At 73.9% G+C, this 18795-nt stretch carries 20 protein-coding genes and 1 pseudogene; 15 read left to right on the top strand and 6 right to left on the bottom strand.

The genetic code is table 11. From position 1 onward, the window contains the following. Nucleotides 1-133 precede the first annotated feature (133 nt). Both AOM02_RS10710 and AOM02_RS10705 read left to right on the top strand, forming a co-directional pair. Nucleotides 134-1405, top strand: coding sequence for an MFS transporter (locus AOM02_RS10710; RefSeq protein WP_062299146.1), 1272 nt, complete (start codon nt 134-136; stop codon nt 1403-1405). A 254-nt stretch (nt 1406-1659) separates the two neighbouring features. Further along, nucleotides 1660-2787 (top strand): VanZ family protein, encoded by a 1128-nt coding sequence (locus AOM02_RS10705; protein ID WP_062299145.1) that lies wholly within the window; start codon nt 1660-1662, stop codon nt 2785-2787. Here AOM02_RS10705 and AOM02_RS10700 read toward each other — a convergent pair. The 3 genes from AOM02_RS10700 to AOM02_RS10690 form a co-directional block, all read right to left on the bottom strand. Continuing rightward, on the bottom strand, nt 2784-3977 hold the full coding sequence (locus tag AOM02_RS10700) for a sensor histidine kinase (RefSeq protein ID WP_062299144.1): 1194 nt from the start codon (nt 3975-3977) through the stop codon (nt 2784-2786). The two genes, AOM02_RS10705 and AOM02_RS10700, sit on opposite strands and share 4 nt — an antisense overlap. Beyond that, nucleotides 3974-4645, bottom strand: coding sequence for a response regulator transcription factor (locus AOM02_RS10695; RefSeq protein ID WP_062299143.1), 672 nt, complete (start codon nt 4643-4645; stop codon nt 3974-3976). The genes AOM02_RS10700 and AOM02_RS10695 overlap by 4 nt, the downstream gene beginning before the upstream one ends. A 111-nt stretch (nt 4646-4756) precedes the next feature. Then, a complete protein-coding gene (locus AOM02_RS10690; protein WP_062299142.1) occupies nt 4757-5845 on the bottom strand; it encodes a hypothetical protein in 1089 nt (362 codons plus the stop codon). Between the two features lie 77 nt (nt 5846-5922). Between AOM02_RS10690 and AOM02_RS10685 the strand changes: the two genes are divergently transcribed. The 3 genes from AOM02_RS10685 (at nt 5923) to AOM02_RS14365 (ending at nt 8393) form a co-directional block, all read left to right on the top strand. Then, nucleotides 5923-6783 carry an ATP-grasp domain-containing protein gene (locus AOM02_RS10685; protein WP_062299141.1) on the top strand — a complete coding sequence of 287 codons (861 nt, stop codon included), beginning with the start codon at nt 5923-5925 and terminating at the stop codon, nt 6781-6783. 304 nt (nt 6784-7087) lie between these two features. Continuing rightward, on the top strand, nt 7088-8161 hold the full coding sequence (locus AOM02_RS10680; protein WP_082105041.1) for a TerC family protein: 1074 nt from the start codon (nt 7088-7090) through the stop codon (nt 8159-8161). Between the two features lie 67 nt (nt 8162-8228). Further along, complete coding sequence (locus AOM02_RS14365; RefSeq protein WP_156156185.1) at nt 8229-8393, top strand: hypothetical protein; 165 nt, start codon at nt 8229-8231, stop codon at nt 8391-8393. Between the two features lie 143 nt (nt 8394-8536). On the opposite strand, the pseudogene AOM02_RS14745 reads toward AOM02_RS14365, so the two are convergent. Next, nucleotides 8537-8650, bottom strand: a pseudogene (locus AOM02_RS14745) (TfoX/Sxy family protein); the annotation flags it as partial. Between the two features lie 152 nt (nt 8651-8802). Here AOM02_RS14745 and AOM02_RS10675 point away from each other — a divergent pair. Then, nucleotides 8803-9273, top strand: coding sequence for an SRPBCC family protein (locus AOM02_RS10675; protein WP_062299140.1), 471 nt, complete (start codon nt 8803-8805; stop codon nt 9271-9273). A 26-nt stretch (nt 9274-9299) separates the two neighbouring features. Further along, a complete protein-coding gene (locus AOM02_RS10670; RefSeq protein ID WP_062299139.1) occupies nt 9300-10469 on the top strand; it encodes a MalY/PatB family protein in 1170 nt (389 codons plus the stop codon). Here AOM02_RS10670 and AOM02_RS10665 read toward each other — a convergent pair. Further along, entirely contained in the window at nt 10436-11107 is a 672-nt protein-coding gene (locus tag AOM02_RS10665; RefSeq protein WP_062299138.1) for a class I SAM-dependent methyltransferase, read from the bottom strand. The two genes, AOM02_RS10670 and AOM02_RS10665, sit on opposite strands and share 34 nt — an antisense overlap. Before the next feature lie 62 nt (nt 11108-11169). On the opposite strand from AOM02_RS10665, the gene AOM02_RS10660 reads away from it, so the two are divergent. From AOM02_RS10660 to AOM02_RS10645, 4 genes are all read left to right on the top strand, one after another. After that, entirely contained in the window at nt 11170-11760 is a 591-nt protein-coding gene (locus AOM02_RS10660) for a hypothetical protein (protein ID WP_156156184.1), read from the top strand. Nucleotides 11761-11850: 90 nt separating this feature from the next. Continuing rightward, nucleotides 11851-12366, top strand: a complete 516-nt coding sequence (locus tag AOM02_RS10655; protein ID WP_062299136.1) for a copper chaperone PCu(A)C — start codon at nt 11851-11853, stop codon at nt 12364-12366. Between the two features lie 2 nt (nt 12367-12368). After that, on the top strand, nt 12369-13616 hold the full coding sequence (locus AOM02_RS10650; RefSeq protein WP_062299135.1) for a Dyp-type peroxidase: 1248 nt from the start codon (nt 12369-12371) through the stop codon (nt 13614-13616). Between the two features lie 40 nt (nt 13617-13656). Then, complete coding sequence (locus AOM02_RS10645; protein ID WP_062299134.1) at nt 13657-14556, top strand: phosphotransferase; 900 nt, start codon at nt 13657-13659, stop codon at nt 14554-14556. 9 nt (nt 14557-14565) lie between these two features. Here AOM02_RS10645 and AOM02_RS10640 read toward each other — a convergent pair whose 3' ends face one another. Next, complete coding sequence (locus AOM02_RS10640) at nt 14566-15399, bottom strand: siderophore-interacting protein (protein ID WP_062299133.1); 834 nt, start codon at nt 15397-15399, stop codon at nt 14566-14568. Between the two features lie 152 nt (nt 15400-15551). Between AOM02_RS10640 and AOM02_RS10635 the strand changes: the two genes are divergently transcribed. The 4 genes from AOM02_RS10635 to AOM02_RS10620 all read left to right on the top strand — a co-directional run bounded on the left by AOM02_RS10635 (nt 15552) and on the right by AOM02_RS10620 (nt 18766). Further along, entirely contained in the window at nt 15552-16118 is a 567-nt protein-coding gene (locus tag AOM02_RS10635) for a GNAT family N-acetyltransferase (RefSeq protein ID WP_062299132.1), read from the top strand. Nucleotides 16119-16201: 83 nt separating this feature from the next. Next, nucleotides 16202-16996, top strand: coding sequence for a DUF2202 domain-containing protein (locus AOM02_RS10630; protein ID WP_062299131.1), 795 nt, complete (start codon nt 16202-16204; stop codon nt 16994-16996). A 1-nt stretch (nt 16997) separates the two neighbouring features. Then, the gene (locus AOM02_RS10625; RefSeq protein WP_062299130.1) at nt 16998-17693 is read left to right on the top strand and encodes a response regulator; all 696 of its coding nucleotides are present in this window, start codon (nt 16998-17000) and stop codon (nt 17691-17693) included. Beyond that, a complete protein-coding gene (locus AOM02_RS10620; protein WP_062299129.1) occupies nt 17690-18766 on the top strand; it encodes a sensor histidine kinase in 1077 nt (358 codons plus the stop codon). The genes AOM02_RS10625 and AOM02_RS10620 overlap by 4 nt, the downstream gene beginning before the upstream one ends. Nucleotides 18767-18795 lie beyond the last annotated feature (29 nt).

Raw genomic sequence — 18795 nt, 5'->3', positions numbered from 1 at the left:
GACCTCCCCTAGCAGCCCGTTCGTCGCACCCACAGGCACGAGCGAACCTTTCGTCACGTTAACCCCATCTGTCACATCTTGCGAGGGTTGTGCCCGAATCGTGCCCGGGCGCCCGGGATGGGAGCATTTCCTGGTGCTCGACAACTACCGCGCGATCCTCGCGCACCCCGGCGCCAAGGCCTTCGCGGCCGCGGGCCTGCTCGCCCGCCTGCCCATCTCGATGTTCAACATCTCGGTCATCCTCATGGTGCAGCTGCAGTACGACAGCTACGCGATGGCCGGCCGCGTCGCGGCGGTCGGGACGCTGGTGTGGGCCGCGCAGACGGTGCCGACCGCGCGCCTCGTCGACCGCATCGGCCAGCGCCGGGCGATGATCCCGCTCACCCTGGTCTTCGTCCTCGGCGCGGTGGGCGCGATCGTCACGGCGATGTCCCAGGGCCCCGAGTGGCTGCTGTGGCTCACCGTCGCGGTCGCGTCGATCCAGGGGCCGCTGGGCTCGCTCACCCGCGCGCGCTGGTCGCATCTGCTGCACTCCGACCGTGACATCCACACCGCGTTCTCGCTCGAGGGCGCGCTCGACGAGGTGCTGTTCGTGTCCGGGCCCGCGCTCGCCACGATCCTCGCGACGCTCGTGTGGCCACCGCTCGGCGTGGTCGTGTGCCTCGCCGGGCTCGTGGTCGGCATGGCGATCCTGCTCGCGCAGACCGGCACCGAGCCCGAGCCGCGCGCGGGCGGCTCCGCCGGGTCGCTGGGCCTGCGGCTGCCGGCCGCGGTGATCGCGGTCTCGCTCGTGTCCCTCGGCATCGGCGCGATGTTCGGCGCCTTCGACATCTCGGTGGTCGCGTTCGCGGACGAGGCGGGGCGCCAGACGCTGTCCGGCGTGGTGATCGCGATCGTGTCCGCCGGGTCGCTGCTGGGCGGGCTCTACTACGGCTCCCGCCACTGGCGCGCGCCCCTGTGGAAGCGCACCGTGGTCACCGCGCTGCTCATGACCGTCGGCTTCGGCCTGCTCGCGCTCGCCCCGAACGTGTGGTGGCTCGCCGGCCTCGGCCTGCTCGCGGGCCTCACCATCGCGCCCACCCTCACCAACGCGGACACGGTGGTGCAGCGCGTGGTGCGCCGCGACCAGATCACCGAGGGAATGGCGTGGCTGCGCATCGGGATGGGCGTGGGCGTCGCCTTCGGCGCCTGGATCGCGGGCGGGCTCATCGAGACGAGCGGCTCGCGCGCAGGCCTCGGGATGAGCGCCGCCGGCGCGGGTCTGGCGCTCGTGCTGGTGCTCGCGAGCGCGGGGGTGCTGCGCCGCAGCACCGAGCGCGGGGACGCCGAGCACCTGCCCGACGCGCCCCCGCCGTCCGAGCGCGAGGAGCCCGTCGAGCAGCCTCCGACGCCGCCCCACATCTGATCCGCCACCGCGTGCCGGAAACGACGGGACCTAGGTCCCCTCCACCGGCCGCGGGGGCCGGATACCGTCGGAGACACAAGGTTTTCCCGATGGCATCGCAGCCATCCGGCAGATCGTGGCTCGGGCGTCCATCCGGGGACTTGGCCGCCCGAGCCGCACCCCTTTCCGTGCGTCGGCGTCCCGCTCCCTCCCCCTGGGACGCCGACGCCGGATATCCCCCTCCACCAGGCGCATCGTCGCCCTAGGGTGGATCCATGGGCCCGGACCTCAACGTCGGCACGCTCGTCACCGTCGTGCTCACCGTCGCCGTCCTCCCCCTCGCCATGCTCCCCGCGCTCAGCGTGGTCGTGCGCCGCTACGGACGCCTGCCCGCCTGGCCGCTGCTGAGCGCGCTGGGCCTCCTCGGCGCCAGCAGCGCGCTCGCCGCCTTCACGGTCTTCCCGCTTCCCGAGCCGGGACAGCTCGCGTGCGACGGGGGCACGGTGGCGACGCATGCGCAGCTGGTGCCGCTCGCGTCGATCCCGCCGATCCTCCACGAGCTCGGCGAGGTGGGGCTCCTCGGCACGTTGACCAGCTTCACGTTCCTCCAGGTGGCGCTCAACGTCCTGCTGTTCGTCCCCTACGGCTTCTTCCTCCACCAGGTGACGCGATGGCGCCCGCTCGTGATCACCGGCATCGCCGCGGTCACCTCGCTGCTGATCGAGGTCACGCAGGGCACGGCGGTCTTCGGCCTCTACCCGTGCCCCTACCGGACGTTCGACGTCGACGACGTGCTCACCAACACGCTCGGCGGCGTGGTCGGCCTGGCGATCTCGCTCGCCGTGGCCCGCCGGCCCTTCGCGAATCCCGCGCGCGTGCCCGACACCGCGCCGCCGAGCGTCCTGCGGCGCTCGCTCGCGCTGCTCGTGGACCTCCTCGCGGCCACGACACTCGACGTGGTGGTCACGCTGACGCTGGTGGCGGCACTCGCCGACGGCGCGACGCTCGAGGCCGCCGAGGCCCGCATCGACCACCCCGCCATCGCGATCGGGATCAACCTCGCGGCGTTCGCCGCGGCGGTGCTGCTGCCCTCGCTGCTGACGCGAAGCGCGACCACGCCCGGCCAGCTGCTGCTCGCCATCGCGCCGGTCACCTTCGACGACGCGTCCCGTCCCCGCGCCGCCCGCCTCATCAGGCGGTGGGGCGTGCGCTGGGTGCCGTGGGCGATCATCCCCTCGCTGCTGCCCGCGATCATCGGCGCGGAGCTGGTGTCGGTCCTCGCCCGGCGGGACCACCGCTCGCTGAGCGACCTCGCGTCGGCGACCACGATGCGGACGCTCGCCGGCATCGCGCAGGACAGGGCGGCCACCCGTCCGGACGATGCGGTCGACGAGCCGGCCTAGGACGGCGACGCCTCCGCGCGGACCGGCAGCGAGACGCGCACGCTGAGGCCGCCCTCGTCGCCGGGCCACGCGTCGATGACGCCCTCGTGGACGCGTGCGACGCGTGCGACGATCGGCAGCCCGAGCCCGTGGCCGGCCACCTCGGAGCGCTGGTCCCCGCGCGCGAAGCGTGCGAAGAGCGCGGGGATGTCGCCGGCCGCGAGCGCGGGGCCCGTGTTGGACACCTCGACGAGCGCGCGCCCCGCCTCGCTCCACACGCGGCACCGCAGCCAGCCGTCGGCCTCGACGTTGTAGCGGAGCGCGTTGTCGACGAGGTTCGCGAGCATCCGCTCGAGGAGCACCGGGTCGCCCAGCACGGGCGCGTCGGCGATGTCGAGGTCGATCGCGACGCCAGCGTCGGTCGCGCGCGGCGACGCCGCGGAGACCACCTCGGCCGCGACGTCGGCGAGGTCGAGGGGCTCGCGCGTGTGGATCACGTCGTCGGCCCGGGCGAGCGTGAGCAGGCTCGTCATGAGCGAGTCGGCGCGACCCACCTGCTGCTCGACCTGCTCGGCGAGCTCGCGCGCCTGCTTCGAAGGCCTGGGCGAGGACAGGACGTTGTCCGCCGAGGCGCGCAGCACGGCCAGCGGGGTGCGCAGCTCGTGCGACGCGTCGGCCGCGAAGCGCTGCCGCGCGTCGAAGGCCGTCTCCAGCCGCGTCAGCATCCCGTTGAAGGCCCGCCGGAGGCGCCCGAACTCGTCGTCGGGGCCGTCCTCGGGCAGCCGCCGGTCGAGCGTGCGCTCGGACAGCATGTTCGCGGCCTCGGAGATCTCGTCGACGGGACGCAGCACGCGGCCCGCGAGCCACCAGGCGAGCGCCACGGCGATGACCGCGGACAGCGCGAAGGCCAGCAGCGAGCGCTGGAGGAGGTCGTCGAGGACGTTCTGCCGCACCTGCGCGGCGATGCTGTCGAGGACCTCGCCCACCGCATCGTCCGGCCGCCCGCTGGGCATCGGGGTGGGCGCGGCGGGCAGCGTGACCCCCTGCTCCTCGAGCGCCTCCTCGAGCAGTCGCTGGCGGTCGGCCTGCTGCGCCTCCGGGGTGGTCGCGCTCGCGACGAACAGGTAGGCGGTGGTGACGAGCACCCCCGCGAGCACCACGAACAGCAGCGCGAACAGGGCCGTCAGCTTGATCCTGATGGTGACCCTCACGCGTCGTCCCCTCCCCGCAGGACGTAGCCCACGCCCTTGATGGTCTCGATGAGCGCGGGCTCCCCGAGCTTGCGGCGCAGCGTCACCATCGTGACGCGCACGGAGTTGGTGAGGGGGTCGGCGTACTCGTCCCACACCTTCTCCAGCAGCGTCTCGGCGGACACCACCCGGCCCGCGTGGGCGGCGAGCACCTCGAGCACGCCGAACTCCTTGGGCGAGAGCGTCACGGTGCGGCCGTCGCGCAGTACGACGTGCTCGTCGGGGCGGATCTCGAGCCCGCCGATGCGCACGTGGGGCCGGGGCGCGGCGCCCGCGCGCCGGCCGAGGGTCCGCACGCGGGCCGCGAGCTCGGCCATCGCGAACGGCTTCGCGAGGTAGTCGTCGGCGCCCAGGCCGAGCCCCTCGACGATGTCCTCGAGGCGGCCCGCCGCGGTCAGCATGAGGATGCGGGGCGGCTCGGGCGCGGACGACAGCGTCCGGCACACCTCGTCGCCCGACACGCGCGGCAGGTCGCGGTCGAGCACCACGACGTCGTACGCGTTCAAACCCGCCTTGTCGAGCGCCTCCGCGCCGTCGCGCGCCACGTCGACCGCGAGGCCGACCCTGCGCAGGCCCGTCGCGACCTCGCGCGCGAGGACCGCGTGATCCTCGACGACCAGCACCCTCACGCGCGCTCCCTTCGTCTTCAGGGCCGACCGGCGTGCGCGGGGGGCGACGACGCCGGGCGGCCGGAACAGCCTAGGCGCGACCGGATTCGGCCAGCATAAGGATCCGGGCGGCTACGGGCCGCCGGCGTCGACCTCGACGGGGTCGCCGCCCATCGTGAGGCGGTAGACCCGCTCCTTGCCGCCCTTGGTACACACCGCCTGCAGCTCGCCCGGGTCCTTGTACGTCCCGGGCACGTACGTGCCGGGCGCGGGGGCGCACAGCCACGACGGCAGGCTCGCGGCCGCGAGCCGCCACTGGTCACGCACGAGGTCGACCACGACCCACGTGCCGGCGCCGGTGGAGGCCTTGCCCTTCGCGCCGTCGTCGAGGTGCTGCGCCAGGAACACCGCGATGGTGGCCGACTTGTTCGTCCACACCTCGACGCCGTCGTCGCCCTGCGCGTTCACGGAGCCCTCGGCGACGAGGTTGTCGAGCGCCTTCTGCGCCGTGAACGTCCGGAACTGGTCGTCGTCGTCCCGCACGAACAGGGACTGGAGGGCGGACGTGTCGGTGTAGCCCGCCCACAGGGTGCCGCCCGCCTCGAACGGGCCGAGCGGCGCGACCGAGATCACGTTGTCCTTCTTGTCGCGCTGCAGGCTCGGGATGCCGTCGCCGCCCCAGGCGTCGATGACGAGCCCGGAGTCCAGCTCGACCTGGACGACCTGGAAGCTGTCGCCCTCGCCCATGCGGGCGGTCCACGCGAGCCGCGCGTCGAGGTCGGACTCGAGCACGACGACCGCGACGTCGGTGCGCAGGTCGAACAGCTTGAGCAGGTCCCCGTCGGGCGCGACGAGGTAGAGCGCCTGGGCCGTGCCACCGGGGCGCCAGGTGTCGCCGCCGGCGCTGCGCACCTCGACCGCCCAGGACTCGTCGACGCACTCCCACGTCTTGTCGGTCATGCCGCGCGCCTTCGGCAGGCCCTCGGGCTCGCCCTTGAGGTACGCGGGACGCTGCTTGCCCGTGAGCGACTCCCAGTCGCAGCCGTCCGTGACGGTCGCCGACGGCGACGGGCTGGACGATGCGCTCGCGGAGACGGCCGGCTCGGCGGCGCCGCCCTCGGGGAAGAGCATCGGGGCGACGGTCAGGTAGGTGCCGTACAGCAGGCCCGCCCCCACGAGCACGCCCGCGGTCGCACCGAGCACCTGACCCCAGCGCGACATGGACACCTCCTGACCGTGAGGGTACTGGCGCCGGGCGCGGCGCGGCGGCGTCCACGCCGGGCGCTAGGTTGTCGGGCATGACCGCCCGGATCGCCATCGTCACCACGCTCGAGCTCTCCGTCCCCGACGCGGACGAGGACCTGCTGCTGCCGCACCTGCCGGAGGCGGCCCTCGTGGCGTGGGACGACCCCGAGGTCGACTGGAGCGCGTTCGAGGTCGCGATCCTGCGCAGCACCTGGAACTACCACGACCGCCTCGAGGAGTTCCTCGCGTGGGCGCGCGCCGCCTCGGCCGTCACGCGCCTGCTCAACCCGGTCGACACCGTCGTGTGGAACACCGACAAGCGCTACCTGGGCGACCTCGCGGCCGCGGGCTTCCCGACCGTGCCGACCACCTTCGTCGCCCCGGGCGAGGCCCCGGACGATGCGGTGGTCGCCATGGACGGCCACCTCGTGGTGAAGCCGTCGGTGGGCGCGGGCTCCAACGGCGCGCGGCTCTTCGACGGCGACGCGCAGGGAGCACGGGCGCACGTGGCCGCGCTGCACGCGCAGGGCAAGGTCGCGATGCTGCAGCCGTATCTGGCCGAGGTCGACACCGCTGGCGAGACGGCCCTGGTCTACCTGGGCGGACGCTTCTCGCACGCCGCCCGCAAGGCCGCGATCCTGTCGCGCGACATGTCGTGGGAGACCGGCCTGTACGCGGACGAGAAGGTGGCGGGCACCACCGCGACCGACGCCGAGCGCGCCCTGGCCGACCGCATCGTCGCGGCGCTGCCCGGCCTGGGCCACCCCGACCTCGCCTACGTGCGCGTCGACCTGCTGCCCACCGCGGACGGCCCGGTCGTGCTCGAGCTCGAGCTCACGGAGCCCAGCCTGTTCCTCGCGCTCGGCGAGGGCGCGCCGGAGCGCGCGGCTCAGGCCTTCCGCGCGCTGCTCTGAACCGCCCCGCGCCCGCCCCCCGCGCCCGCGGCCATGCGCTGATCCACACGGATTCTGCAACTGAGTCCGCGCTAATCCCGTTTCGCGACCGAGAGTGCAGAGTTGAGGCGTTTCATCGACTCCGGTGTGTGGAGAGGCGCACGGGAGGTGACGCGGGAGCGCATCGTCGCCTACCCTTGACCTCCGAGGGGAGTACTTCTCAAGCCCCGTCCCGGTCAGTACGAGATCTCCGTGGATCCTCCCGGGCGGGCGCCGCACCAGCGGCGAAGGAGACCTCAGGACTTCGTCGTACCTGAGGAGACCCATGTCCCCGCTCGTCCTCGAGACCCCGGCCGCCGACGCCGGGCTCCACACCATCGCCACGCCGGCGCTGTGGATCGGCACCATCCTCGCCGTCATCGGCCTGCTGGTCTTCGACTTCATCGTCACGCGCAAGCCGCACGAGGTGTCCTTCAAGGAGGCGCTCGGCTGGACCGCGTTCTACATCGCGATCCCGATCGCGTTCGGCGGCTGGGTGTGGGCCGCCCACGGCTCCGACATCGGCGTCAAGTACTACACCGGCTACATCGTCGAGAAGTCGCTGTCTGTCGACAACCTGTTCGTCTTCATCCTGATCCTCGGCGCCTTCGCGGTGCCGCGGGTCCTGCAGCAGCGCGTGCTGCTCATCGGCGTCGCGGGCGCGATCGTGCTGCGCGGCCTCTTCATCGCGCTCGGCGCCGGCCTCATCGCCACCTTCGACTGGACGTTCCTGCTGTTCGGCGCGATCCTCCTGGCCACCGCGATCAAGGTGTTCCGCGACGCGCGCAGCGAGGAGGACGAGGAGATCGACCCCGAGCAGATGCGCATCGTCAAGGTGATGAGCCGCTTCTTCCCCGTCACGGGCGAGTACGAGGGCACCAGGGCCACCGTGATCCGCAACGGCCGCCGCGCGCTCACGCCGCTCGCGATGGTGATGGCGGCGATCATCTTCACCGACATCGTCTTCGCCGTGGACTCGGTCCCGGCGGTCTACGGCATCACCGCGGACCCGTACCTCGTCTTCGCGACCAACGCGTTCGCGCTGCTGGGCCTGCGCGCCCTCTACTTCGTGCTCGAGGGCGCGCTGTCGAAGCTGGTCCACCTGGGCTACGGCCTGTCCGTGATCCTCGGCTTCATCGGCGTCAAGCTCGTGCTGCACTGGGCGCACGGCGTGTGGCCCGGCGTCCCGACCGTGCCCACCACGCTGTCGCTGGTCGTCATCGTCGGCGTGCTCGCCATCACCACGGTCACCAGCCTGCGCGCCTCGAAGCGGATCGAGGAGGGCGAGGCCGCCGCCGCGCAGGCCGCGCACGCCGGCTTCATCGACCCGACCCCGGCGCCCGACGACCGCGCCTCCTGACCCTCGCCGCCACCCCGCCGGGAAGCCCCGGCGGGGTGTACGCGTTGTCGACCGCGGAGGTGCATCGATGAGACGCAGGTTCGGACGCTGGATGTTCATGGCGATCGCGATCCCCGTCGCCGCCTGGGCGCTGGGAGCGATCGCGGACAAGGTCGAGGAGCGCAACGGCCCCGACTCGAAGGCCGCGAAGGGACTGCGCGTGGGGAAGAAGGTGCTGCGCCCCGGCTCGTGAGCCGGCTCGCGCCCTAGCGCCGCCTCGGCTCCGGCATGTGCGCCGCGGTGCCCGCGACGACGTCCTGGAGCGCCGCCGCATCGTCCACCGTGGCGTCCGGCACGCGACGGTACGCGCGACCCGGGGTAGGCGGCCTCCTCGGCCAGGCCGGACGAGGCGGGCGACGACTTGAGCAGCAGCCGGTCGTCGCACACGAGGCCCACCAGCCGCCCGTCGCAGTTCAGCCCGTACTCGCCGAACATCGCGCGCGCCCGCACGTCGAGCGGCTCCAGCTGCTCGAGCAGGTACGCGATCGTGTCGCGCGACGTGGACACGCTCCCAGGCGAGGACGGCCTCCGGTTGACGAGCGACCCTCCTGCTATCAGGCTGAGAGCAGGACGGGCAGCGCCCGACGACCGGGGGAGCGTGGATGGACATCTCGTTCGAGGCGCCCGCCGAGCCTCCCGTGCTGGTGTCGACCGCCCGGCTGGCGTTCCCGTTGCCGCGCGTGTGGACCGCCGTGACCGAGCCGCTGTACGTCCAGCAATGGTGGGCGCCCCACGGCTACGTCAACCGCAGCGTCGACATGGACGTCGAGCCGGGCGGGTCGTGGCGGGTGGTGCAGTCGGACCCCGAGGGCAACACCTTCAGCTTCTACGGCCGCTACGAGAAGGTCGAGCCGCAGTCGCAGCTCACGTACACGTTCATCTCGGAGCTCTTCCCGGACGTGCTCACATGGATGCGGATCGACATGGGGGAGACGCCCGCGGGCACGATGCTCGTGACGAGCCACATGTTCCCGGACGACTACCACCGGACCGGCTACCTCAACCTCGGGGGCGTCGCCCGCATGCGCGAGGCGACCGAGCGGCTCGAGACGCTGCTGCGCTCTATGGCGTGATCCGCGGCTCGGCTAGTGTCGGGCTCATGATCGCGGACCCGTTCTCCGTCCCGCTCGAGCGCCTGCGGCGCCGCACCTCGGCCAAGTGGCGCCACTACGAGCCCGACGTGCTGCCGCTGTGGGTCGCGGAGATGGACGTCGACCTCGCCGACCCCATCCGGGAGGCCCTCGAGGCGGCCGTGCGGGACGGCGACATGGGCTATCCGGGGTCGACGCCGTACGTGGGCTCCTTCGTCGCGTTCGCGGACCGCCGGTGGGGATGGACCGTGGACGATGCGCGGGTCACCCCGGTCGCGAGCGTGATCGAGGGCTACGTCGACGCGCTGGTCGAGCTCACCGACGCGGGAGGCGAGATCATCGTCAACCCGCCCGTGTACCCGCCCTTCTTCCTCTACCTGCGCCAGGCCGGCCGGGAGATTCGCGAGGCGCCGCTCGGCGCCGACCTGCGCCTCGACCTCGACGCGGTCGAGCGCGCGATGGTCGAGGCGACCTCGGGCGGCCGGCGGGCGGCCTACCTGCTGTGCAACCCGCACAACCCCGGCGGCACCGTCCACACGCGGGCCGAGCTCGAGGGCATCGCGGCGCTGTCGCAGCGGTACGGGGTGCGCGTGGTCTCCGACGAGATCCACGCGCCGATCACGTTCCCCGGCTTCGACTTCGTGCCGTACCTCGAGGTCGACCCCACGGGGATGGCGCTGCACGCCGCGTCCAAGGCGTGGAACCTCGCGGCGATCCCGGCCGCGCTGCTCGTCGGCGGGCCCGACGCGGAGGGCTACGACTCGCACCGCGCAGGCAAGCACCACGGTCCCACCCACCTGGGCACCATCGCGCAGACCGCGGCCTACGCGCACGGCGACGAGTGGCTCGACGCGATGCTCGCGGGCCTCGACCGCAACCGCCTGCTCGTGCGCGACCTGCTCGCCGAGCACGTGCCGCAGGTGCGCTACACGGTCCCGGAGGGCACATACCTCACGTGGCTCGACTTCGGGCAGACGCTCGGCGACGAGCCCGCGTACGCGCTGATCGACCACGGCAGGGTCGCGCTCAACAACGGCCCGTACTTCGGCACCGGGGGCGCCGGGCACGCACGCCTGAACATCGCGACGTCGCCCGAGATCCTCGAGGAGGCGGTCCGACGGATCGCGACGGGGATCGAGCGGGCTCAGGACGCCGGCTTGTCCCAGGTGAGCGTGTAGCGCCAGAGCAGCTCGCGGCGGTACTCCGAGCCGGGCAGGATCCGCGGCGCCGCGTCGCGCACGTCGCGGAACGAGTGCGCGGCGGGCCAGCGGCAGTCGCAGCCGTGGTCCCAGTAGCCGCGGAACAGCCGGTGGAACTTGTCGACGAACGTCGCCCACACGTCGCGCGGCAGGTCCTGCGGCCAGTTCGCGTTCGCCATGCCGACCACGAGCAGCCGGCCGCCGGGCGCCACCAGGTCGCGCAGCCGCGCGAGGCCCTCCTCGAGGTCGAGGTGGTGGAGCACCGCCGACGCGGTCACCACGTCGTAGGTCTCGAGCGGCGACGTCAGCACGTCGCCCGCGCGGTACGTGATGGACGGCGACTCCGCGGGCTCCTCCTCCGTGGAGTCGAGCAGCTCGACCGTGTGGCCCTGCGCGCGGGCGCGCCCGATCGCGGCGGGGTCGACGTCGATCGCCGTCACCTCGAGGCCGCGGGACGCCAGCCGGCGCGCGAGGAAGCCCTCGCCGCAGCCCACGTCGAGCGCGGTGCGCGCGGTGTCGGGGATGCTCCCCAGCAGCGGCGACATGTAGTGGATGTTGTAGTTCCAGCGCTGGTGGTCGGGGCGCTCCTTCGCGGCCTCCGGCTTCTGCTCGCTCATGACGCACCATCATCCCCTACGCGCGCTGGGACCTCGGTCCCGATCGTGGGAGAATCGCCCGCGTGAACGAGAGCGTGTCGAGGCTGGGCCGCGCCGCGGGCGCCGCCGCGCTGTCCACGTTCTCCGCGCTCGCGCTCCACGTCCTCGCCGGCGGGCACGCCCCGAGCCTCCTCGCGGTCCTCGCGCCGCTGGGCGCGTCCTTCGCCGTCGCCGCCCAGCTCGCCGGGCGTCCGCTGGGCCGCTGGCGCCTCGCCGCGATCGTGGTCGCGAGCCAGGCCGCGCTGCACACCTCGTTCTCCCTGGGCGCGGTCGCCCCGGTCGCGCTCGACGGCCACGCGGGCCACGACCCGTCCGCGATCGCGGACGCCATCGCGGGCACCGCGGTCCACGCGCACGCCGCGTCGATGCCGCTCGCGCACGCGCTCGCCGGAGCGGTCACCTACGTTGGCATCCGGCGTGCCGGGGCGCTGCTGGGCGCCATCGCCGCCGTGGCCGCGCTCGTCGCCCGTGCGCTGCTCGCCGGCCTGCGCGTCGAGTCGGCGACCTTGCCCGCCCCGCTCCGCCGCATCGTCCTCCTGGCGCCCGCCGAGCGCGCCGCCCTCCCCGTCGCGCTCGCGTGCCGCGCGAGCCGCGCGCCTCCCGTGGCCGCCTGACGAGCCACCCGCGCGGATCCCGCGCACCCCTTTCAGGCAAGCCGCGCGCCGGCGTGCCCACGCACGCGCGCGCACCACCACAGGAGAGTCATGTTCACCCGTCCCCGCTACCTCGCCACCGCCGCCCTCGCCCTCGCCGCCGCGACCGCGCTCGCCGGCTGCGCCTCCGATACCGCGTCCGCCGAGGACGCCCTCACCGTCACCGACCCCTGGGTCAAGTCCGTCGACTCCGGCATGACCGCCGGCTTCGGCACCCTCACCAACGCCACCGACGAGGACCTCACCGTGGTGGCCGCCTCGTCCGACGCCGCGCCCATGGTCGAGCTCCACGAGGTGGTCGACGGCCAGATGCAGGAGAAGGACGGCGGCTTCACGGTGCCCGCCGGCGGCTCCGTCACGCTGCAGCCCGGCGGCCTCCACCTCATGCTCATGGGCGTCGAGGAGCCGATCGCCGCCGGCGACGAGGTCGCCTTCACGCTCGAGCTCGAGGACGGCGCGACCGTCGAGTTCACCGCCACCGCGAAGGACTTCGACGGCGGCAACGAGGACTACGACGGCGAGTCCATGGAGATGGACCACTCGGCCGACGCGGACGAGTCGCACTGAGCATGGACACCACCGCACGACGCGGCCCCAACCGGCGGCAGCTCCTCCTCGGAGGGGCCGCCGTCGGCGTGGGCGCCGCCGCCGCGCTCGGTGCGGACCGGGCGGGCCTCCTGCCCGGTCCGGGCCCTCAGGCCGACACGGCGGGCGTCAACGGCGAGCGCATCGTCCCGTTCCACGGCGCGCACCAGGCCGGCGTGACGTCGGCACCCGGCGCGTACGCCACCTACGCGGCCTTCGACCTCCTCGACGGGACGGACCGCACCGGCATGCGGGCGTGGCTGAGCCTCCTGTCGGACGATGCGGCGCGCATCACCCAGGGTCGCGGCGCGCTCGCGGACCTGGAGCCCGAGCTCGCGATCCGGCCCGCCGGGCTCACCGCGACCTTCGGGCTCGGCCGCGAGGCGGTGCGGCGCATCGGCGCGGCCGTGCCGGACTGGCTCGCGCCCCTGCCCGCCTTCCCGCAGATCGACGCGCTCGAGGACCGCTGGTCCGGCGGCGACCTCGTGGTGCTGCTGCACGGCGACGACCGCACCGCCATCTCGCACCTGCTGCGCATGCTCGTGCGCGACTCGCGCGGCTTCGCGACGCTGCGGTGGCGCCAGGACGGCTTCCGCCGCGCGTACGGCTCGGATCCGCACGGCACCACGATGCGCAACCTGTTCGGCCAGGTCGACGGCTCGACCACCCCGAAGCCCGAGGACGAGGGGTTCGCGGCCGCCGTCTGGGCCGGGTCCGACGCGCCCGCGTGGCTGCGCGGCGGCACGTCGCTCGTCCTGCGCCGCATCGCGATGAACCTCGAGACGTGGGACGAGGTGGGCGTCGACGGGCGCGAGAACGCCGTGGGCCGGCGCCTGTCCGACGGCGCGCCGCTCACCGGCGGCTCCGAGCACGACGACGTCGACCTCGAGGCGACCGACGCGAGCGGCTTCACCGTCGTCAACCCCGCCGCGCACGTCGCGCGCGCACGCGTCGAGGATCCCGCGCGGCGCATCGTCCGCATCGGCTACAACTACGACGACCCGGTCGAGGCCGGGGCGCTGGACTCGCAGGGCCGGCCCGCGGTGTCGAACGTCGGCCTGCTGTTCGGCTCGTGGCAGCGCGACGTCGCGACGCAGTTCACCCCGCTGCAGCAGCGCATGGCCGAGGTGGACCTGCTCAACACGTGGACCACGCCCATCGGCTCGGGCGTGTGGGCGATCCCGCCGGGGTGCGCGGAGGGCGGCTTCGTGGGGGAGACGCTCTTCGCGTGATCGGGTGGCGGCGCGGGGAGGGCGCCCGTAGCCTCGTCGCATGAGCACAACGGGGTGGTCGGGTCCCGCCGCCGACGTCACCGTCTCGCACGCCACGGTCCGCTCGCTGCTCGAGCGCGACCATCCGGACCTCGCCGCGCTGCCCCTCGGCGACACGTACGAGGGCTGGGACAACATCACCGTCCGGCTGGGCGACACGCTCGCCGTGCGGATCCCCCGCCGCGCGCACGCCGCGCAGCTCATCGAGCGGGAGCACGTCTGGCTCCCGCGCCTCGCCCCCGGGTGGGGCTTCGCCGCTCCCGTGCCCGAGCGGTTAGGCGGTCCGTCGGACGAGGTGCCGTGGGCCTGGGCTGTCGTCCCGTGGCTGCCGGGGACGCCCGCGTACGTCGCGCCGCTGAGCGGGCGCGGCGCGGCGGACCTCGGGCGCGCCCTCGCGCAGCTGCACGCACCGGCCCCGCCCGACGCGCCGCGCAACCCGTTCCGGTCGACCCCGCTCGCGGAGCGGGCGGAGCGCTTCGACGACCGCATCGAGCGGATCCTGGAGATCGGCGTCGCGCTCGACGCCGACCTCGCCCGGGAGCACTTCCACGCGGGCGCGCTGCAGCGCCGGCCCCTCGAGACGTGGGCCCACCTCGACCTGCACGGCGCGAACGTGCTGAGCCACCGGGGACGGCTCGGCGGCATCCTCGACTGGGGCGACCTGGGCGTCGCGGACCCGGCCACGGACCTCGGGCAGGCCTGGTGCCTGGTGGGCACCTCACGGCTGCGCGACCTGCTCAAGGGCTACGACGACGCGGTCACGCCGCTCGACGAGGCCGCGCTGCAGCGCATGCGCGCGGAGGCGGTCGCCTATGCGGTCACCCTCGCGTCGCTGGACGAGCAGCCGTACCGCGACGCGGGCAGGCGCGCCCTGATCGACCTGGACGTCGCGTCCGCGTGAGGCGTGGGCTCAGGCGCCCATCTTCTGCAGGAACGGCTCGAGCTCGACCCAGTTCTCCTCGTCCGAGCGGTCGTCCCGCCACAGCGCGAGGTAGTCCGCCTTGGTCTGCTCCGACGCCTCCTCCCACACGCGCAGCGCGTGGGCGAGGTCGAAGTGCCAGTAGCCGACGATGCGGAAGTGGGTGAGGGGCAGCCCGTACTCGCGGCGCAGCATCTGACGGATCGCGCGCGACTCCTTCGCCTCGCACGCGACCCACACGTACGCCTGATCCGTCGGGTCGAGGTGGCTGTCGCGGAGCGCGCCCAGGACCGCCTTGAGCGCGGAGGCGCGGGTGCCGTTGCCGGCGAGGCGCCAGTCGACCGTCGCGGTCGCCGCGGTGGGCAGCTCGCGCGCGTCGGCGAGGTCGGACAGCTCGACCACGACGTGGAAGACCTCGTCCGCGGCCGCCTCCGCGAGGATCCGCGCGATCGCGGGCAGCGCCGTGGCATCGCCGACGAGCACGCGCACGCCGGCGCCCTTGGGGACCGCGTAGTAGCCCTTGGAGTCCGAGACCTCGGTGCGGTCGCCCGGGCGCGCGGTGCGGGCCCAGGTCGCACCCGGGCCGTCGCCGTGCAGGAAGACCTCGAGCTCGAAGCCGTCGGGCGTGTGGCCGCTCACCGTGTAGTGGCGCGCGCTGTGGCCGTCGGCGTCGTTCGTGGTCGCGCCCACCTCGACGTGCACGCACTCGTCCGGGGTGCCGTCCGAGACCCACGCGCCGGGTTCGTCGAGCCGCAGACGCAGGCGCACCATGTGGGGCGTGACCTGCTCGACGGAGGTGACGGTGGCGCCGTGCGTGGTCTCCATGGGGCTCCGTTCGGGGGATCGGGAGGGGCCGACGAGGCAGGCAAGCCTTACCTCACCAGTGCAGTGTAGACCACATCCGCAACGGCGACGTTGCCTAATTCAAACGCACGAAATGCGGGGGTCACATCGTTATGCCCGGCTATCGTGTGCCCGTGGCTTTCGCACCCCTTCGCACGTCCCGGCTCGTCCTCCGTCCCTTCACGGAGGAGGACGCCGAGGACTTCGCCGCGCGCCGCTCGGACCCGGAGACGGCGATGTATCAGGCCTGGCGGGTCCCCTACTCGGTGGAGAAGGCGCTCGCGCTGATCGAGGAGAGCGGGCGGCACGACGGCCCCACGCCGGGCCACTGGTACCAGCTCGACGTGCAGCGCGTCGCGGACGGGCGCACCGTGGGCGACGTGGCGGTCTACCTCCACGAGCACGGTCACACCGCGGAGATCGGCTACACGCTGCACAGCTGGGCGCGCCGCAAGGGCTACGCGACCGAGGCGGCCGCCGCACTCATCGACCACCTCGTCGACGTCACCGGGGTCCACCGGGTCGAGGCGTCCACGCATCCCGACAACGAGCGCTCGATCCAGGTGCTCAAGCGGCTCGGCTTCGAGGCGGAGGGCGTGAAGCGCGAGGCGTTCTGGGTCGAGGACGAGGTGTCCGACGACGCGATCTTCGGCCTGCTCGCCCGCGACTGGCGGTCGCGGCGCGACCTCCTGGGGATCTGACTTCACGGAATCTTCACGGACGCGCCCCGCGGCGCTTCACACGCGGGCGATGGACTGGGGTCATCCGAGGGAAGGAGACCCCGATGACCACGCGGACCACACGCCTGGTGCTCGCCGGCGCGACCGGCGCGGCGCTCCTGGCGATCCCGGTCGCGGCCTGGGCCGGATCCGGCAACGGCGGCAGCGACGACGACGCCGGCAACGGCGACCAGACCCGCATCGAGACGGGCATGGGCATGATGATGGGCGGCGGCTGGGGCCGCGACGATGACGACGACGCGACCGGCCGCCGCGCCGGAGGCATGGGCATGATGAACGGCGGAAGCCTCGGCGACCGCGACGGCACGTGCCTCGAGGACGCGGTCGTCGAGGGCGACGCGACCGATGCGGACGCGGCGTCGCTCGCCACGATGGCGGACGAGGAGCGCATGGCGCGCGACCTCTACGTCGAGCTCGCGGAGGCCTGGGACCTGTCGACGTTCGACAGGATCGCGGGCGCCGAGGACCGGCACCTCGACGCGGTGCTCGGGCTCATCGAGGCGTACGGCCTCGACGACCCCACCGACGGCGCCGAGGCCGGGGTGTACGCCGATGCCGACATCCAGGCCATGTACGACGAGCTGCTCGCGCAGGGCTCCGAGTCCGTGACCGCGGCGCTCGGCGTCGGGGCGCTGGTCGAGGAGACCGACATCGCGGACCTCCGCGCCCAGGACGTCGACTCCGACGCCGTCGCGACCGTGTACGCGCACCTCGAGCACGCGAGCGAGCATCACCTCACGGCCTTCGTCCGGGCGCTCGACGCCTCGGGGGCGACCTACGAGGCATCGGTCCTGGATCCGGCCGAGGTGGAGGACATCACGGGCGTCCCCGCTCCGTAGGATGACGAGCGTGGGCGGACGCACCGTGCTGGTGGTCGACGACGAGGAGAACATCCGCGACCTCGTCGGCGGCTACCTGCGTCGCGACGGCTTCGACGTCGCGGAGGCCGCGAGCGGCGAGGACGCCCTCGCGGTCCTCTCGCGCGACCCGATCGCCCTCGTCCTGCTCGACGTCCGCCTGCCGGGCATCGACGGCGTGGAGACGCTCCGGCGCATCCGTCGCACGTCCGACGTGCCGGTGCTCATGCTGACCGCGCGCGCGGAGGAGGCCGACCGCATCGTCGGGCTCGAGGTGGGCGCCGACGACTACGTCACCAAGCCGTTCAGCCCGCGCGAGGTGGTCGCCCGGGTGCGCGCCATCCTGCGCCGCGGCGACGGCGGCGCGCGCGGCGCCGACCGGCTCGACGTCGGCGACGTGGGCATCGACCTCGCGGGGCGGGAGGTCACCGTCGACGGCGCCCCGGCCACCCTCACGGCGCTCGAGTTCGACCTGCTCGCCGCGCTCGCCTCCGCGCCGGGCCGCGTGTTCACCCGCCGCCAGCTCATCGAGCGCGTGTGGGGCTGGGACTTCTTCGGCGACGAGCGCATCGTCGACGTCCACGTCCGCAAGCTCCGTCGCGCCCTCGGGGACGACGCCGACAGCCCCCGCCTGCTGCACACCGTGCGCGGCGTCGGCTACAAGCTGGCGGCGCCGTGAGCACCGTGCGCGGGCGCCTGCTCGCCTCCCACCTCGCGGTCGCCGCGGTGGGCGTCGTGGCGCTGGTCGTCGTCGGCACCATCGTCGCCAACGTCACGGTGACCCGCCGGATGGGCATGGGCCGCGGCACGATGATGAACCAGGAGAGCGCCCGCGACCTGCTCGCGGACGCGCTCCCCGCCGCGCTCGGCTGGGGCGCCGCCGCCGGCCTCGCCGCGGCCGCCGTCGCCGCGCTCCTCATGTCGCGCCGCATCGCGGGACCCCTCGGGGCGATCCGCGAGGCGACCCGCGCGATCGCCGCCGGCGACTACACGCGGCGCGTGCCGCGGCCGCCCGAGGAGGAGCTCGCGGCCGTCGCGGCCGACGTCGACGCGCTCGCCGCGCGGCTGGCCGACGGCGAGGCGCGCCGCGTAAGGCTCGTCGACGAGGTCGCGCACGAGATGCGCACCCCGCTCACCACCATCCGCGGGTCGATGGAGGGCCTCATCGACGGCGTCGTGGACCCGTCGCCCGAGGTCTACGAGCGCGTCGCGGCCGAGGCGGCGCGGCTCCAGCGCCTCGCCGAGGACCTGTCGACGCTGTCGCGCGCCGAGGAGAGCGCCCTCACGCTGCGCACCGCGCCCGCGGACCTCGCGGACCTCGCGCGGGAGGCCGCCGACCGGCTCCGCCCGCAGTTCGACCACCGCGGCGTGACCCTCGAGACGGTCGTCGCCGCCGCGCCCGTCACGGTCGACCGCGACCGCATCCTCCAGGTGCTGGTCAACCTGCTCGGCAACGCCCTCGCGCACAGCGAGGACGGCGGCCGGGTCAGCGTGGCGGTCGAGGCGCGCGGGAACGATGCGGTGGCGGAGGTCGCCGACGAGGGCGACGGCATCGCGCCCGAGGAGCTCCACCGGGTGTTCGAGCGCTTCTACCGGGGACCCGGGTCGGGCGAGCGGCCCGGCCGCGGCATCGGCCTCACGATCGCACGCTCGCTCGCGCGCGCCCACGGCGGGGACGTCTCGGCCCGCTCGGACGGACCCGGTCGGGGGGCGACGTTCACGCTCGTGCTGCCGCGCGCCTCCGACGCGTGACGCGGAGGCGTGACGCGCCCCGCGGGCGC

The sequence above is a fragment of the Demequina maris genome (assembly GCF_000971155.1).
Taxonomy (GTDB): Bacteria; Actinomycetota; Actinomycetes; order Actinomycetales; family Demequinaceae; genus Demequina; species Demequina maris.
Note: the sequence above shows the minus strand (reverse complement) of the source record. Positions and strands in the feature narration are given on the sequence as shown.